Source organism: Mesorhizobium calcicola (genome assembly GCF_042682105.1).
Taxonomy (GTDB): domain Bacteria; phylum Pseudomonadota; class Alphaproteobacteria; order Rhizobiales; family Rhizobiaceae; genus Mesorhizobium; species Mesorhizobium calcicola.
The window spans coordinates 43,771-59,866 of the sequence record NZ_JBHUGY010000080.1 but is presented as its reverse complement, the minus strand read 5'-3'; the positions used below and the strand labels follow the sequence as shown (position 1 = coordinate 59,866).

At 63.0% G+C, this 16,096-nt stretch carries 14 protein-coding genes; 7 read left to right on the top strand and 7 right to left on the bottom strand.

Annotated features, from left to right (window positions below):
* Positions 1–197: 197 nt before the first annotated feature.
* Positions 198–1,496: a M23 family metallopeptidase gene (locus tag ACFSQT_RS38740; protein WP_379027239.1), complete on the bottom strand. Its 1,299-nt coding sequence runs from the start codon at positions 1,494–1,496 to the stop codon at positions 198–200.
* Positions 1,497–1,640: 144 nt separating this feature from the next.
* The gene (locus ACFSQT_RS38735) at positions 1,641–2,108 is read right to left on the bottom strand and encodes a peroxiredoxin (protein ID WP_379027238.1); all 468 of its coding nucleotides are present in this window, start codon (positions 2,106–2,108) and stop codon (positions 1,641–1,643) included.
* Positions 2,109–2,203: 95 nt separating this feature from the next.
* On the opposite strand from ACFSQT_RS38735, the gene ACFSQT_RS38730 reads away from it, so the two are divergent.
* A complete protein-coding gene (locus tag ACFSQT_RS38730; protein ID WP_379027237.1) occupies positions 2,204–5,602 on the top strand; it encodes a hypothetical protein in 3,399 nt (1,132 codons plus the stop codon).
* A gap of 44 nt (positions 5,603–5,646) precedes the next feature.
* Here ACFSQT_RS38730 and ACFSQT_RS38725 read toward each other — a convergent pair whose 3' ends face one another.
* The 3 genes from ACFSQT_RS38725 to tyrS all read right to left on the bottom strand — a co-directional run bounded on the left by ACFSQT_RS38725 (position 5,647) and on the right by tyrS (position 7,647).
* A complete protein-coding gene (locus ACFSQT_RS38725; RefSeq protein WP_379027236.1) occupies positions 5,647–6,051 on the bottom strand; it encodes a type II toxin-antitoxin system HicB family antitoxin in 405 nt (134 codons plus the stop codon).
* A 5-nt stretch (positions 6,052–6,056) separates the two neighbouring features.
* The gene (locus ACFSQT_RS38720) at positions 6,057–6,245 is read right to left on the bottom strand and encodes a type II toxin-antitoxin system HicA family toxin (protein WP_379027235.1); all 189 of its coding nucleotides are present in this window, start codon (positions 6,243–6,245) and stop codon (positions 6,057–6,059) included.
* Positions 6,246–6,393: 148 nt separating this feature from the next.
* Positions 6,394–7,647 carry a tyrosine--tRNA ligase gene (tyrS, locus tag ACFSQT_RS38715; protein ID WP_379027234.1) on the bottom strand — a complete coding sequence of 418 codons (1,254 nt, stop codon included), beginning with the start codon at positions 7,645–7,647 and terminating at the stop codon, positions 6,394–6,396.
* 324 nt (positions 7,648–7,971) lie between these two features.
* Between tyrS and ACFSQT_RS38710 the strand changes: the two genes are divergently transcribed.
* The 4 genes from ACFSQT_RS38710 to ACFSQT_RS38695 all read left to right on the top strand — a co-directional run bounded on the left by ACFSQT_RS38710 (position 7,972) and on the right by ACFSQT_RS38695 (position 11,603).
* Positions 7,972–8,706 carry a glycosyltransferase family 2 protein gene (locus ACFSQT_RS38710; RefSeq protein WP_379027233.1) on the top strand — a complete coding sequence of 245 codons (735 nt, stop codon included), beginning with the start codon at positions 7,972–7,974 and terminating at the stop codon, positions 8,704–8,706.
* The gene (locus tag ACFSQT_RS38705; RefSeq protein ID WP_379027232.1) at positions 8,699–9,034 is read left to right on the top strand and encodes a lipid-A-disaccharide synthase N-terminal domain-containing protein; all 336 of its coding nucleotides are present in this window, start codon (positions 8,699–8,701) and stop codon (positions 9,032–9,034) included. Before ACFSQT_RS38710 ends, ACFSQT_RS38705 begins: the two co-directional genes overlap by 8 nt.
* 55 nt (positions 9,035–9,089) lie before the next feature.
* A complete protein-coding gene (locus ACFSQT_RS38700; RefSeq protein ID WP_379027231.1) occupies positions 9,090–10,739 on the top strand; it encodes an ArnT family glycosyltransferase in 1,650 nt (549 codons plus the stop codon).
* Between the two features lie 111 nt (positions 10,740–10,850).
* Positions 10,851–11,603, top strand: coding sequence for a phosphatase PAP2 family protein (locus ACFSQT_RS38695; protein WP_379027230.1), 753 nt, complete (start codon positions 10,851–10,853; stop codon positions 11,601–11,603).
* A gap of 20 nt (positions 11,604–11,623) precedes the next feature.
* Here ACFSQT_RS38695 and ACFSQT_RS38690 read toward each other — a convergent pair whose 3' ends face one another.
* A complete protein-coding gene (locus ACFSQT_RS38690) occupies positions 11,624–12,292 on the bottom strand; it encodes an FMN-binding negative transcriptional regulator (RefSeq protein WP_379027229.1) in 669 nt (222 codons plus the stop codon).
* Between the two features lie 17 nt (positions 12,293–12,309).
* The gene (locus ACFSQT_RS38685; RefSeq protein ID WP_379027228.1) at positions 12,310–12,984 is read right to left on the bottom strand and encodes an alpha/beta hydrolase; all 675 of its coding nucleotides are present in this window, start codon (positions 12,982–12,984) and stop codon (positions 12,310–12,312) included.
* A 239-nt stretch (positions 12,985–13,223) separates the two neighbouring features.
* On the opposite strand from ACFSQT_RS38685, the gene ACFSQT_RS38680 reads away from it, so the two are divergent.
* Both ACFSQT_RS38680 and sufB read left to right on the top strand, forming a co-directional pair.
* Positions 13,224–14,387 carry a cysteine desulfurase family protein gene (locus ACFSQT_RS38680; protein ID WP_379027227.1) on the top strand — a complete coding sequence of 388 codons (1,164 nt, stop codon included), beginning with the start codon at positions 13,224–13,226 and terminating at the stop codon, positions 14,385–14,387.
* A 188-nt stretch (positions 14,388–14,575) separates the two neighbouring features.
* A complete protein-coding gene (sufB, locus tag ACFSQT_RS38675) occupies positions 14,576–16,093 on the top strand; it encodes a Fe-S cluster assembly protein SufB (RefSeq protein WP_379027226.1) in 1,518 nt (505 codons plus the stop codon).
* The last annotated feature ends 3 nt before the right edge of the window (positions 16,094–16,096 follow it).

Genomic DNA, 16,096 nt, shown 5'->3' with positions numbered 1-16,096 from the left:
GCCTTGTGGCGGTGACTTTAGGACTTTCGCCCGCGGGGCAGTCCTATTAGCGGTCAAGCATTGGGTGCAACAGGCTGGCGTCCGCCTCCTCATCGCAGCTCTGGGCGCCTACGTGCTGCTGCGCTAGCGCCGGAATACAATAAGCCCGCGCCTCTGGAGGTATTGGGTGCCGCCGCTGAGTTCGGGGCCTGCGCGCCTCAGAGATACTGGGCGACCTTCTTGCCGACCGTGAGGAAGCGCAACGGATCGATCGCTTCGCCATTGTGGCGGACTTCGTAATGCAGATGCGGGCCGGTCGAGCGGCCGCTGCTGCCGGTCTTGCCGATGACGGCGCCGGCGTCCAGCTTTTCGCCCACGGTCACGTCGATTTCGCTGAGATGCCCGTAGCGCGTCGCAAAACCATTGCCGTGGTCGACTTCCACCATGCGGCCATAGCCGCCGTTCCAGCCTGCCTTGGTGACGACACCGGGCGCCGTGACCTTGGCGGCCATGCCGATCGGCGCCCTGAAATCCATGCCCGAATGCAGCGCCGCGGTGCCGAGGATGGGATCGGTGCGCACGCCGAACGGGCTGGTGACGGGGTGGCCGGGGGCGGGATTGGTCAGCGGCAGTTGACGCGCTTCCTTTTTGAGTTGGTCGAGCGCGTCCAGCGCCTCGTCCAGTTCCTTGACCTTGCTGTCGAAGATCATCGAACTGTCGAGCGGGATCAGCGGCCCGCCGACATCGCTCTTGCCGAAATCGCTGGCGACGGGCAGTCCGGCCGCTTCGAGCGCCTGCGTAATGGCGTCGGCATTCTTGTAGGCATTGTCGGCAAGCGTTCTGATGCGGGTGAGCTGATCGCTCTCGATGGACTTCAGCGACTGGTTGATCGACACGAACAGCTTGTCGGCACGATCGGCGGCTGAATCGTTGGGCAGCGGATCGGAGCGGGTCGACCACAGCGAGAACGGCCTGGTGTCGCCGGCGCCAAGGTCTGCGCTCAGACTGGCAACCGCGTAGTTCCGCGCCGGCGGGTTGATGCTGCCGGTCACTTCGGCGCGTTTGTCCGGCTTGCCGGCCGCTGCCGGATCTTCGGCTGGCGCCGTGCCGACTTCATTCTCGGCGCGTTCGAGCAACGGGCCGAGGCGGCCATGACGCTGGCTCAACTGGCTTTGACGTTCGAGAAGTTCGCTGACCTTGGTTTCCATCAACTGCTGGTCGAGCAACTGGCGGCTGGTGATGCGGTCGACCTGGGCGCGAAGCGCCGAAATGCGATCTTCATAGGCCTGCTGCATGCGTGCCTGCCGTGCCGTGGTGGCCCCGATCAGGTCGTCGCGTAGCACCAGATAGGAGGTGGCCAGGAGGTAACCGATGGCGATTGCCGCCAGCGCCGAGCCGACAAAGGCGGCGAGCCAAGGTCGGATCGTAAAGTGCCTGATCTCATTGCCCCGGGCGATGATGATCGTATGGGGCTCCTTGCGCCTGCCGAAGACTGCTGACTGACCGGTTGCCTTCACGGGACCAAGCTTTCGTTTACGACACCACGACAGCTTGATTACACATTATTAGGGTTAACAAAGTTTTGCGCTGCGGGCTTTCCGTCAACGATTGCCCGCCACGCGGGAATGAGGTTGTGGGGTGTCGGCTGTGTCGCCAACATCTCAAAGCGCGCGAATGGCTTCCAGCACCTCTTCGGCATGGCCCTTGACCCGGACCTTGCGCCAGATCCTGGCGATCCGCCCGTCGCGGCCGATCAGGAACGTCGCACGCTCGACACCCATGTATTTGCGGCCATACATCGATTTCTCGACCCATAGATGGTAGGCCTCGATCACCTTGCGCTCCTCGTCGGCGGCGAGGTCGATGGTGAGGCTGTATTTCGATTTGAACTTGTCGTGCTTCTTTACGTTATCAGGCGACAGGCCGATCACGACGGCGCCGGCCTTCTCGAATTCCGGCTTCAGCTGCGAAAAGCTGATCGCCTCTTGCGTGCAGCTTGTTGTGTCGTCCTGCGGATAGAAATAGAGCACAATGGGCTTGCCGGAGGATGCGGCGAGGCTGAGCGATCCGCCGCCGTCCCGCGGCAGGTCGAATTGCGGCGCGAGATCGCCTATGTCGAGGTCAGCCATACCGATGCCCTTGTTGGTGGTTACGCGCGGAGCCACAGCGATATAGTGTCGAGCGGGGATTCGTCCACGATCGAGTTCGTACAACGGAAAATTGCGTGGATCAGGAGCAACCGCAGCACGAGAAGATCCGGTTCAGGCGGGATGAGATCACCGACCTGGGGACGTTTCCGTCCGCGTGTCGCGTGCCGCCGCTCGGTCAGGCGCGGATCGGGCGCGGATTGCGTATCCTGGCAAGGGTGTTCGCCGGTTTCGCAAGCTTCGTCTTGTTGTCGGTAGTCATCGTCTATCTGGTCGGAGTGTCCGGCGTTGGCTCCGAGCGGCTTCGCACGGAAGCGGAAACCGCCATCGAGAAACTGGCCGGCGTCGATGTCGACGTTTCGGTCGGACCGGCGCGCATCACCCTTGACGGATCGAGCTTCATTGCATTGCAAGTCAGCGACATCAGCCTCAAGACCGCCGACGGCAGGCCGATGGCCGATGCGGGCCGCGTGCGCTTCGGCGTGCGCCTGATACCGCTGCTGTGGGGGGACGTGCGGCTGACCAGCGCCAGGATTTCCGACGCGCGCATCGTCGTGGCGGCAATGCCGTCCGGCGGCGACTGGACTGTGGCGCTGCGCAATCAGGACGGCCTCATCGATCCCGAGAAACTGTCCGCCGCGGTGTTCGGCAACGTCCACAGCGCGCTCGACGCCGTGCGGCAAGATTCGCTCAACCGGATCGATCTTCGCAATGTCGAATTCGTGCTGCCCGAAACCGGAACGATCAAGCTGGTCAAAGTCACCGACGCCGCGGTCGTGCAGTCGGGACCGGGCGGCATGCAGTTTTCGTCGCAAGCGGATGTCGACGGCAGGGCGGTTGCCGTTACCGCGTCCGCCACCCGCGATATCGCGGCACACCGCGTGACGGCATTGGATGCGAGCATCGATCTGGCGGATGCCAGTCTTGCCACGGGCGCCGCTGACACCACGGCCGCTGCCGGAAAGTTGGGCGCGGTCGCGCTGAAGCTGACGGGATCGGAAGGCTCCGGCACGAATGCATCGCGGCTGACGGCCGCCCTGTCATCAACGGGTTCCGTGCTCGATCTTGGCACACGCGGGTTGCTGCCAGCCGATGTCGATGTCAACGCGACGTTGGTTGCCGGCAGCAACAAGGTCCAGGTGGACAGATTGCTGCTGAAGACCGGCCGGTCGACATTCGATTTCGCCGGCTCGATCGGGCCGAAGCCGGCAACCGGAGCGGCAGGTGAGGAACCGTCCTATCGCTACGACCTGACCAGCGACGGTTCGTCGCTGGCGCCCTCGGAGTCGCCTGAGCCTGCGCTCACCTTCCTCGCCCGGATTGCCGGGGTCTACAACACGGTGAGCCACAGACTGGTGGCCGAGCAGATCGCGCTTCGCTCCGCCGCCTCCGGCGAGGTGCTAGGCACCGCCGCCGTGGAGTTCGTCGACGGCAAGGCGCCGGGGATCAATCTGGCGTTCAACGTCCACAATATGCAGGTCTCTCACGTCAAGCAGCTTTGGCCGTGGTTTTCGGCACGCAACGCCCGGCTGTGGGTGCTGTCCAATTTGTTCGGCGGCCGCGTCGTCGACGCCAACCTCCAGTTCCACGTCGTCCCGGACCGTCTCGGCAATGGCGTGCCGCTGTCCGCCGATGAGGTGTTCGGCCGCTTCCAGATCGCGGGATCGCGGTTTGACACGGCCGGCCGCATTCCACCGATACGCGACGCGGTCGGCGTCGTCGGATTCCATGGCAACGACGTCGACATCTCGCTCTCCTCGGGCACCGTCTACATGCCCAGCGGCCGCACCGTGGCGGCCAGCAACGGCACGCTGACGGTCAAGGCGGCCAACCATCCGCCGGTCATCGGCGCGCTCGACATCGACGTTGACGGCGACGCGTCCGCCATCGCCGAACTCGCCTCCTACGAGCCGATCAACGCCATGCGCCATGTCGGCCTTTTACCGGAAGACCTGTCGGGCAGTGTCACCGGCCATGTCAGGGCCGATATTCCGCTGCAGTCGGGTGTGGATAGTTCCAAGCTCGATTGGCTGGTGTCGCTCGACTATAGCGGCATGTCATTGGCCAAGCCGTTCGAGGGCCAGACCGTGACCGATGCCGACGGTTCGATCACCATCGATCCGGAGAAGGCGGTGATCTCCGCCAAGGCGTCGCTGAACGGCATTCCGGCCGAACTCGACCTGGTTGACCCGCTCGGAGATGGCGGGCCGCCGCCCAGCCGCAAAGTGGCCCTGGTGCTCGACGACAAGATCCGTGCCGCCGCGATGCCCGGTTTGACGCCGCTGCTTTCCGGAACGGTGAAGGTCGCGATCGACAAGAGCGGCAGTGGCGACCAGAACGTCTCGGCCGATCTGACCAACGCCAGGCTGGACATACCCTGGACGGGCTGGAGCAAAGGGGCAGGGGTCCCCGCCACTGTCACATTCGTCATGACCAAGTCCGGCGACACCACGACGCTGTCCGACTTCAACCTCGACGGAAAGACCTTTTCCGTCGACGGCGGCATCGTGCTGGTCAATGGCGCTTTGTCTTCCGCAAAGTTCAGCAAGGTCGCCTTGAACAGGGGCGACGACGTCGCGGTGTCGGTGAAACGATCCGGCAAGGGCTATGCGGTCGACATATCAGGCAACGCGCTGGATGCCCGCTCTCTCATCAAGCAGTTCACCTCGGACGTCGACACGGCGACCAAGACCACAGGGTCCGACGCCATTTCCGTCAGCGCCGATGTCGACCAGCTGACCGGTTTCCACGATGAGCAATTGTCCAACCTGAAGCTTGACTACAGCGCTGCCGGCTCGCGCGTGAACGGGCTGAAGGTCAGCGCCACGGCAAGTTCGGGCGCCGCGATCACCATCAGCAACACGACCGGCGCCGGCCGGCGGACGCTCAACATGCAGTCCGCGGACGCCGGCGCCATCCTTCGGTTTCTCAACATCTACGAGCACATGGAAGGCGGCGCGATCACCCTTTCGCTGGCGGGGCCGAGCGACGGATCGCTGACGGGCAAGGTGGATACCAGCAACTTTTTCGTGGTCAACGAACCGAAACTGGCCTCCATCGTCTCGACCACGCCGGCCGGCGACAGCCGCAGCCTCAATCAGGCGGTCAAGGGCAATCTGGATACGTCGCGGGTGCAGTTCGAACGCGGCTACGCCGAGATCGACAAGGGCAGCGGCTATCTGAAACTGGCCAATGGCGTGCTGCGCGGCCCCCGTATCGGCACGACGTTCCAGGGCATGCTCTACGACCAGGACAACAACATGGACATGACCGGCACGTTCATGCCGGTCTATGGCCTCAATCGCATCTTCGGCGAATTGCCGATCGTTGGCGCGCTTCTCGGCAACGGCCGCGACCGCGGCCTGATCGGCGTCACCTACCGGCTCAAGGGCAATGCCAACAAGCCGCAGCTGGACATCAACCCGCTGTCGGTGATCGCGCCCGGGATATTCAGGTCGATCTTCGAATATCGGTGAGCATTAGCGCTTCGAAGGCAAGGGCTGGGGCTCTTTAATGAAAGTCAGGCAGTCTCTTGCTGCTGCATTGCCTTCTCTGCCGCCTTGGCGAGAAAACCAGATCGGGTATAGCCGTGCGCTTCAGCAAACGCATCGATCCGCTGAAGAACGTCATCCGGTAGAGTGACGTTTACTCGCACCGCCTTTTTTACCTCGGTTTTGACGCCAACCAGAATGGCCACACCATCACGGTTGACAGCTGACGCCATAACCTCAGCCAGAGACGAGGGCTCTGGAATAGCCTCTCCGTCCCCAACAAGCCCTTCGACATGAAAGGCGAGGGCCTCTTCGGCCATAACTCGGGCGTCGTCTAAGTCCTTACCTGCCGTAACCACGCCGGGAAAATCAGGAAAAGACACGCCGAAGTCACTTTCGGCATCCTTATGGATAAGTCCGATATACTGCTTCACGTCTCTCACCTCAGCGTCAATCCGGATTGCTTTTCGATGCTACGCAAGGTGCCGATGGGAATGTCTCGTTTGGGGTGTGGAACGGTGACCCGTCCCGGTTTGTCGTTGTGCTTGAATTGAGCATGACTGCCTTTTCGAGCAACTTCGAACCATCCATCGGCGACCAACTTTGCAATCACATCGCCGCTCTTCATGTGTGTATCAATACACACCGCTGCGCATGATGTCAATGAAATGGGGTCAAACCGAATTGGTTGCATATGACGTTGCGATGATCGCCCGGCGATCGTCGTCGTTGTCAAAGCCGCTAACGAGCTTACCGCAGAACCAATACGTGGCGCCTCAGACCGGTCGCACCAGAATGTGTTTTTTCCTGCCCAGAGAAAGCTTTACGACGTTTTCCGGACTCAAATCCTCAAGCTTCACCAGCCGGCGCTCGTCGCTGACAGGCTGATCGTTCAGCCGCACCGCACCGCCTTGCACATGCCGCCGCGCCTCGCCGTTCGACGCCGCCAGTCCGGCGGTGACGAGCAGCGACAGGACGCCGACGCCGGCTTCGAGCCTGGCATTTTCCACCTCGACAGTCGGCAGCGATTCGGCGAGTGCGCCTTCCTCGAATGTCTTGCGCGCCGTATCGCTGGCTTGTTCCGCCGCCGCGCGGCCGTGCAGCAAGGCTGTGATCTCGGTGGCGAGGATCTTCTTGGCCTCGTTGATCTCGGATCCGCCGAGATGCTCGAGCCGCGCGACCTCGTCCAGCGGCAGCGTCGTGTAGAGTTTCAGGAAGCGGCCGACGTCGGCGTCCTCGGTGTTGCGCCAGTATTGCCAGAACTCGTAAGGGCTCAGCATCTCAGCATCGAGCCAGACCGCGCCGGAGGCCGACTTGCCCATCTTGGCGCCCGACGATGTCGTGAGCAGCGGCGTGGTCAGCGCATAGAGCTGCGCGTCCTCCATACGGCGGCCGAGATCGATACCGTTGATGATGTTGCCCCACTGGTCGGAGCCGCCCATCTGCAGGCGGCAGCCGAGGCGCTTGTAGAGCTCGACGAAATCATAGGCCTGCAGGATCATGTAGTTGAATTCGAGGAACGACAGCGACTGCTCACGATCGAGCCGCAGCTTGACGGAATCGAAGGCGAGCATGCGGTTGACCGAAAAGTGACGGCCGACGTCGCGCAGGAAATTGACGTAGTTGATCTCCATCAGCCAGTCGGCGTTGTTGACCATGATCGCATCGTTCGGCCCGCTGCCGAATTTGAGGTACGGCATGAAGTTGCGGCGGATGCCGACGAGGTTGTCGTCGATGTCCTGCGGGGTCAAAAGCTTGCGCGCCTCGTCCTTGAAGGACGGATCGCCGATCATCGAGGTGCCGCCGCCCATCAGCGCGATCGGCCGGTGGCCTGTCTGCTGCAGCCAGTGCAGCATCATGATCTGGATCAGCGAGCCGGCATGCAGGCTCCTGGCGGTCGCGTCGAAGCCGATATAGGCCGTTACCGTCTCCGTGGCGAAGAGATTGTCGAGGCCGGCATCATCCGAAGTCTGGTGGATGAAACCGCGCTCGCTCATTGTGCGCAGGAAGTCGGATTTGAAGGCAGGCATTTTTTCTTTCCCGAAAGCGTCCGGCCAGTCTGGCCCGGGCATGGCGTGCATGAACGCGCGCGTTTAGCACCCAAGCGCGGTCAGCAAAAGTGGAATCCGGTTTTGCGTCCGATCGCGCTTAACTCGGGGATAGCGGTCAGCAAAAGTGGAATCCGGTTTTGCGGCCGCGCGGATGCCGTCGGCGACGATCCGACCTCATGCTTGCTTCATCGTTTGGGCTGGCGTAATGAGGCGCCGCGCCAAAAGGTTCTTGCAGTCCACGACCTCAGCGGCACCGCCCGGCATCCATAAATGCCATATCCGACGACAGAGCCCCGACGCGACATGCCGGACGCATTGATATCCATCGTCATTCCTTGCAGGAACGAGGCGGCAAATCTGCCGCTGTTGATCGACGAGATCGAGGCCGCCATGGCCGGGCGCGACTTCGAACTGATCATCGTCAACGATGGCTCGACCGACGACACCGCTGCCGTGCTCGCGGCTCAAGCGGCACTTCGCCCGTTTCCGGTGCGCGAATTGCGGCACCGGAAATCCGCCGGCCAGAGCCTTTCGGTGCGTTCGGGTGCCTGGGCGGCGCGCGGCAGCGTCGTCGCCACGATCGACGGCGATGGCCAGAACGACCCTCAATACATTCCGGTGCTGGTCGATGCCTTGCGGCAGGCCGGCCCCGATTTCGGCGCCGCGCAAGGGCAACGCCTCAAGCGCCGTGACAGCAAGGTCAAGCAACTGGCTTCACGTTTCGCCAACTGGCTGAGAAATGCCATCCTGCATGATGAGACGCGCGACACCGGCTGCGGCCTCAAGGCGGTCCATGCCGATATCCTGCGCAAATTGCCGTTCTTCGACGGCACCCATCGCTTTGTTCCCGCCCTGGTCATCCAGGAGGGCTATCGCGTGGTGCATTGCGATGTCATCGATCGCTCGCGCCGGCATGGCAAGTCGAATTACGGGATTTTCGATCGCGGCCTGCAGGGCGCGCTCGATCTGGGCGGCGTCTGGTGGCTACGCCGCCGGCGCCGCAGAATGCCCAAAGTAGAGGAAATCAGCCGTGGTTAACGTGCTTCAGGACCTGGTGACCTGGCTTCACCAGGTTTTCATCAAGCAGTTCGATGCGTGGATTCTGCTCGGCTTCGTCGCGCAGTTCTTCTTCACCATGCGCTTCGTCGTGCAGTGGCTCGCCTCGGAAAAGGCCAAGCGCAGCGTGGTGCCGGTCGCCTTCTGGTTCTTTTCCCTGTTCGGTGGCGGCCTGCTTCTGATCTATGCGATCGTGCGCCAGGATCCGGTGTTCATCGCCGGCCAGGCCATGGGCATGCTCATTTATATCCGCAACCTCTGGCTGATCGCGAACGAGCGCAAGGCGGCGGCGATGACCAAGGTCGATTGAGCAGCGGTCGATTGAGCAGCCCGGCACATCGAGAGAAAATGACAGAGGCTGGAACATGGCGGTGAACAGGAATTACATCCTTCTCTTCCTGTTCAGCCTGGTGATGACGGTTTCGGGACTGGCGTCGCTGCCGCCGATCGACCGCGACGAGTCGCGCTTCGTCCAGGCCACCAAGCAGATGGCCGAGAGCGGCGACTACGTCGACATCCGCTTTCAGGACGCCTCGCGCTACCAGAAGCCGATCGGCATCTACTGGCTGCAATCGGCGGCCGTGGCGCTGAGCGGCGAGGGCGCCCAAGCGCCGATCTGGGTCTATCGCCTGGTCTCGGCGCTCGGCATCGCCATTGCCGTTGTCGGCATCGTCTGGACCGGCACCAATCTGTTCGGGGCCAGTGCCGGCATCGCCGCCGGCTTGGTCATGGCGGCGATTTTCGCCACCGCCTTCGAAGGCCGCGACGCCAAGACCGATGCGATGCTGCTGGCCTGCTGCGTGGCGGCGCAGGGCGCGCTGGCGCAGATCTATCTGGCGTCGCGCCGCAACCAACCTGTCGCCGGCCATCTCTGGTGGATCTTCTGGGTCGCGCAGGGTGCTGCGATCCTCATCAAGGGACCGATCGCGCCGCTGCTGTCGGCACTCACCATCGCCGTGCTGTTTGCCTTCGAGCGCGACGGGCGCTGGCTGTCGAAGCTCAAGGCGGGGCGCGGCCTGGCACTCGTCGTGCTGATCGTACTGCCCTGGCTTGCCCTGATCACCTGGAAAAGCCATGGCGCCTTCCTGCAGCAGGCCGTCGGCAAGGACATGCTCGGCAAGGTCGCATCGGGAGAGGAATCGCACGGCCTGCCGCCCGGCTTCTACATGCTGACCTATTCGCTGTTCATGTGGCCCTTTGGCCTGATCGCGGTCGGCGCCGGGCTCCAGGCCCTCAACCGCTTGCGCGATGACCCCCGGCTGCGCTTCTGCCTCGCCTGGTACATCCCGTTCTGGCTGGTGTTCGAGCTGATCCCGACCAAGCTGCCACACTATGTCCTGCCGGCCTATCCCGGCATGGCATTGCTGATCGGCTGGTTGCTGACATTGCAGCCGCAGGATGCGAATGCGCCGCTCCGGCGCTGGCAGGATTGGTTGTGGTGGTCGACCGCGTTCGGTCTCGCCGTGGTCAGCCTCGGTCTGGCGGCAGTCAGCGTCGGAGCGCCGATCTACCTCACAGGCACGTTCTCCTGGTGGAGCATCCCGGCTGCGGCCGCCGCGCTCGGCGCCGGCTACTTCGCCTTCTCGCGGCAGTTGCAAGTGCCGCTCGGCCGCATCGGCGCCATCGCCGTTTGCGCGGGCATCACCTATGCGCTGCTGTTCGGCGTCATCGCGCCGTCGCTGAAGCCGATCTGGCTGAGCCCGGCCATCGAGGCGGCGGTGCGCGCCAACAAGCCCTGCGACACCACCGTGCTGGCCTCGTCGCGATACCAGGAACCGAGCCTGGTGTTCCTGGTCGGCACGAAAACGGTGCTGACCAATGTCGAGGGCGTCGCCAGGCATCTGTTTACCGATCCGGCCTGTGCGCTGGGGCTGGCATCGGTTGCTGACGAGCAAAAACTGAATGGCCTGCTGGCGGCACAAGGCAAAACGGTGAACCGCGTTGCCCTGATCGACGGCCTCAACTATTCGTCGGGAGACAAACTGTCGCTCGGCCTCTATCGTGTGGCCCAATGACGGCTCGTCGATGACAGGGTCGAATTTCCTATGCTCGTGAAATCGCGCCCTTCCGTTTCCGGTATGCTCCTTGGAGTGGGGCGCCGATCCCTCGACAATTTTCGCGATACGATGCAGATCGCAACAAAGCGCTTTGCCGCCCGTCCCGCCAGATACCCTGATACAGTGTGGCCGGTCTGGGGTCTGGCCTGGGCCTTGCTGACGGCGGCAGCGTTTGTTCGCCTCGATACCCCGGCGGGAATGCTACACGGCCAATGGTCGCCAGGGTTCGTCCGTCTGGCCGACTTTTTCACGCAGTTCGGCCTGGGTGGCTGGTATCTCATTCCATCGGCGCTTTTGCTCGTCGCCGCGAACCTGACGGACTGGCGAAGCCTCTCAAGACGGTCGCTGATGCTGGTCTACAACTGGACCTGCCTGGCATTTCTGGTGCTGAGCGCCGCCGGCCTGTCGGGCCTGGCCGTCAACCTGCTGAAATATGCGATCGGTCGGGCCCGCCCGCTGTATTTCGACGATTTTGGTGTGCTGGCCTTGCATCCCTTTGCCTTTGATGCGCGCTTCGCCGGCTTCCCGTCAGGTCACGCCACGACCATGGGCGCCGTGTTCGGGGTTGCCCTGCTGTTGTTTCCGCGGCGCTGGTACATCGCCCTGGCGATCACGGCCTGCATCGCCTCGACGCGCGTCTTCGTCGGCGCGCATTATCCCAGCGACACCGTTGCCGGCTTCGGCCTTGGCTGCGCCTTCGCGCTGGCGTGCGGGCTGGTCTTCGCCCGGCTCGGCTTCATCTTCCGTCCGGCGGCACGGTCGGGATTGCCGGTCCGCAAGAAGACGTTTCGGCTGATCGGCCCGGCAACGAGAGTTGGCTGAGTGCTCGGGCTTGCCGCAGCCTAATTGCCGTCCAGGCCGCCGTAGGATCTGACCAGGCGGGCCATGTCGGGCGAGCGGTGGTCTTCGCTTTCGAGTCCCTGCGCAACGCCGGCGCGATCGGCGACAGGCCGGTTCTGGCTGACCTTCCACTTGCCGTGGATCTCGCTGATCTCGATTTCCAGCCCGATGATGCCCTTGATCTGCGACTGGATGAAGGGCGCCGGCGCATCGGTCACCGCCCAGGGCGCGGCGCGAGCGCCTTCCTGGGATGCGGTCAGGTCGGCGATCTGCCGCGCCAGCCAGTCCTGGTCATCGATCACCTTGACGGTGCCGCGGACCTGCACGATGGCATAATTCCAGGTCGGCACCACCTTGCCGGTCTCGCGCTTGGTCTCGTACCAGGAGGGCGTCACATAGGCATCGGTGCCCTGGAAGACGATCAGCACCGGTGAGGCCGGATTGTCGGCCAACAGCTGCCATTGCGGATTGGCCTTCGCCAGATGGGCGCGCAGCCTGCCGTTCGCCGGGAGGTCTTCATTAAGCCCCGAGGGGGCGTCGAGCAGGAACGGGATGGCGTTGGCGACCGGCCCCTCGGCACCGTTGCAAATCAACAGGCCCAGCGGATGCGCCCGGATCAGCCCGTGCAGGATTTCCGGCCGCGTTTCCCTGAAATGAGGAGGCTCGTACATCGCTGCCCGCTCCTTGCTTATCTCAACCGCTTCGGCCGCGGATCCGACAATTCGCCAGCCAGCCGGCGATCGAGATAGTCGGCGCATTCCGCGAGCAGCAGGTCGGCGTCATTGGCGAAGAAATGGTTGGCGCCGGGCAAGGTCTTCTGCGTGATGGTGATGCCCTTTTGCGTGTGCAGCTTGTCGACCAGGCCTTGCACATCCTTCGGCGGCGCCACCTTGTCGGCATCGCCGTGGATGATCAGGCCTGATGACGGGCAGGGCGCCAGGAACGAGAAATCATAGGTGTTGGGCTGTGGTGCGATCGAGATGAAGCCTTCGATCTCCGGCCGGCGCATCAAAAGCTGCATGCCGATCCAGGAGCCGAAGGAATAACCGGCGACCCAGCAGCTCTTGGAATCCGGATGCAGCGACTGCACCCAGTCCAACGCGGCGGCGGCGTCCGACAACTCGCCGGTGCCGTGATCGAACTCGCCCTGGCTGCGGCCGATGCCGCGGAAATTGAAGCGAAGCGTGGTGAAATCCCGCTTCTGGAACATGTAGAAGAGGTCGTAGACGATCTTGTTGTTCATCGTGCCGCCGAATTGCGGATGCGGGTGCAGGATGATGGCAATCGGCGCGCTCTTCTCCTTGGAAGGCTGGTAGCGTCCCTCCAGACGGCCGGCAGGACCGGTGAAAATGACCTCAGGCATGAAATACTCCACTTGGGTATAAGAATGCGCGGCGCCCGGAACGTGTCTTCCTCTGGCCTTGACGCAGGGCGAGCGTCTTCTTAGAAGCTAGTTTAGAATTGTTCAAAACTGAGTGGCCAGACGTCGAGCCCGGCCACCCGCGCCGCAAGCCGCGTAAATAGGACGGCTCGCCTTGGAATTTCAAGGAAATAACGCCATACGACAGCGGAATGGCTTCTGACGGGACCAAACGGACGAAAATGGCCGGAATACGCGCCTATCTTGACCATAATGCCAGTGCGCCGCTGCTTGCCGCGGCGCGCGAGGCTATGGTCGCCGCACTTGATGTCGCCGCCAACCCGTCGTCGGTTCACGCCGAGGGGCGCGCCGCACGCCGCCTGATCGAGACCGCAAGGCGCGACGTGGCGGCACTGGTCAACGCCAAGCCTGAACATGTCGTGTTCACCTCCGGCGCGACCGAAGCCGCCTCGACGCTGCTGACGCCTGACTGGCAGATGGGACGCGGCAGCGTGCGCATGAGCCGTCTCTACGTGTCCGAGGCAGATCATCCCTGCCTGCTGAATGGCGGGCGCTTCCCGGCAGCGCAGGTGACCCGGATCGGCGTCGATGCCAATGGCATTGCTGATCTCGATGCGTTGGCGGCGGCACTTGGCCGTCATGACAAGGCCGAGGGCCTGCCGCTGGTCGCCATCCATGCCGCCAACAACGAGACCGGCGTCATCCAGCCGATCGATCGTATCGCCGGGATCGTCAAGGCCGCGGGCGGCGTCCTCGTCGTTGACGCGGTCCAGGCAGCGGGACGCGTTTCGATCGATCTGTCAGTGGGTTACGCCGATTATTTGATACTGTCCTCACACAAGATCGGTGGTCCCAAGGGCGTCGGCGCCATCGTCGCCGCCTCCGATCTGATGATGCCGAAGCCGCTGATCAACGGCGGTGGCCAGGAAAAGGGTCATCGCGGCGGCACGGAAAACCTCGCCGCCATTGCCGGCTTTGGCGCGGCGGCACGCGAGGCTCTCAATGGACTGCAGGCCATGGACGCGGTGCGGCATCGCCGCGACGAGATCGAGGCCATCGTGAAAATGCTGGTGCCGGACGTGGAAATCTTCGGAACCGGCGCGCCAAGGCTTGCCAACACGACATTCTTCGCTATTGCGGGCATCAAAGCCGAAACCGCGCAGATCGCCTTCGATCTCGCCGGCGTGGCGCTGTCGGCCGGCTCCGCCTGTTCGTCGGGCAAGGTCGGGCCGAGCCATGTGCTGAAAGCCATGGGGTATGGCGACAGCCTTGGCGCGTTGCGCGTGTCGATCGGGGCTGCGACGGGTGCCGAGGACATCGAGCTGTTCCGCACCGCGCTGGCCGGAATCGCCGCGCGTCGAACGAACAGGGAAAAGGCCGCATGAGCAGCGGCCGGATAAAGACAGGCCTTCGGCCTGGTAAAGCCGTGCGTTTCGTGCTGGCCGGGTGAATTTCCGGTCGAAGCGCACTATATGGAACTTACGCTGCCGCGAATGCCTCTTCGGCGTTCATTCGGCGGTGCCATAGTTTGAAAACTGCTGGGCCTTGACCCCGGCGTGGATGGAGAACGCATATGCCTGCTGTGCAGGACACGATCGATCGGGTCCGAAAGATCGACGTCGACCAATACAAATACGGATTCCAGACCGAAATCGCGATGGACAAGGCCCCCAAGGGCCTGAGCGAAGACATCATCCGTTTCATTTCGGCCAAGAAGGACGAACCGTCCTGGATGCTGGAATGGCGTCTGGAAGCGTATCGCCGCTGGCTGACGCTGGACGAGCCGACCTGGGCGCGCGTTCACTACCCGAAGATCGATTTCCAGGACATCTACTACTACGCGGCGCCGAAGAGCACGCCCGGCCCGACGTCGCTCAGCGATGTCGATCCTGAATTGCTGAAGGTCTATGAGAAGCTGGGTATCCCGCTGCGGGAGCAGGAAATCCTCGCCGGTGTGCAGAAGACCGACGCCTCGGAACTCGAGGAAGTCAGCGACAATGTCTACAAATCGGGCCGCGTCGCCGTCGATGCGGTGTTCGATTCCGTCTCCGTCGTCACCACCTTCAAGAAGGAGCTGGCGCAGGCCGGCGTTATCTTCTGCTCGATCTCGGAGGCCATCCGCGAGCATCCGGAACTGGTGAAGAAGTATCTCGGCTCGGTCGTGCCGACTTCCGACAACTACTACGCCACGCTGAATTCCGCCGTGTTCACCGACGGTTCCTTCGTCTTCGTGCCCAAGGGCGTGCGCTGCCCGATGGAACTGTCGACCTATTTCCGCATGAACGAGAAGAACACCGGCCAGTTCGAGCGCACGCTGATCATCGCCGAGGAGGGGGCCTACGTCTCCTATCTCGAGGGCTGCACGGCACCGCAGCGCGATGAGAACCAGCTGCATGCCGCGGTCGTCGAACTGGTGGCACTCGACGATGCCGAGATCAAATATTCGACGGTGCAGAACTGGTACCCCGGCGACGCCGAGGGCAAGGGCGGCATCTACAATTTCGTCACCAAGCGCGGCGACTGCCGCGGCGATCGTTCGAAGATCTCGTGGACGCAGGTCGAGACCGGCTCGGCGATCACCTGGAAGTATCCAAGCTGCATCCTGCGCGGCGACGATTCTTCCGGCGAGTTCTATTCGATCGCCGTTTCCAACGGCTACCAGCAGGTCGACAGCGGCACCAAGATGATCCATCTCGGCAAGAACACGTCGAGCCGCATCATCTCCAAGGGCATCGCCGCCGGCTTCTCGCAGAACACCTATCGCGGCCAGGTTTCGGCGCACCGCAAGGCGACCAACGCCCGCAACTTCACCAACTGCGACAGTCTGCTGATCGGCGACCAGTGCGGCGCCCACACCGTGCCCTACATGGAAGCCAAGAATTCGACGGCGCAGTTCGAGCACGAAGCGACGACGTCGAAGATATCCGAGGACCAGAAATTCTACGTCATGCAGCGCGGCATCCCCGAAGAGGAAGCGATCGCGCTGATCGTCAACGGCTTCGTCAAGGACGTGATCCAGCAGCTGCCGATGGAGTTCGCCGTCGAGGCGCAGAAGCTGATCGGAATCTCGCTTGAGGGCTCGGTCGGCTGACCG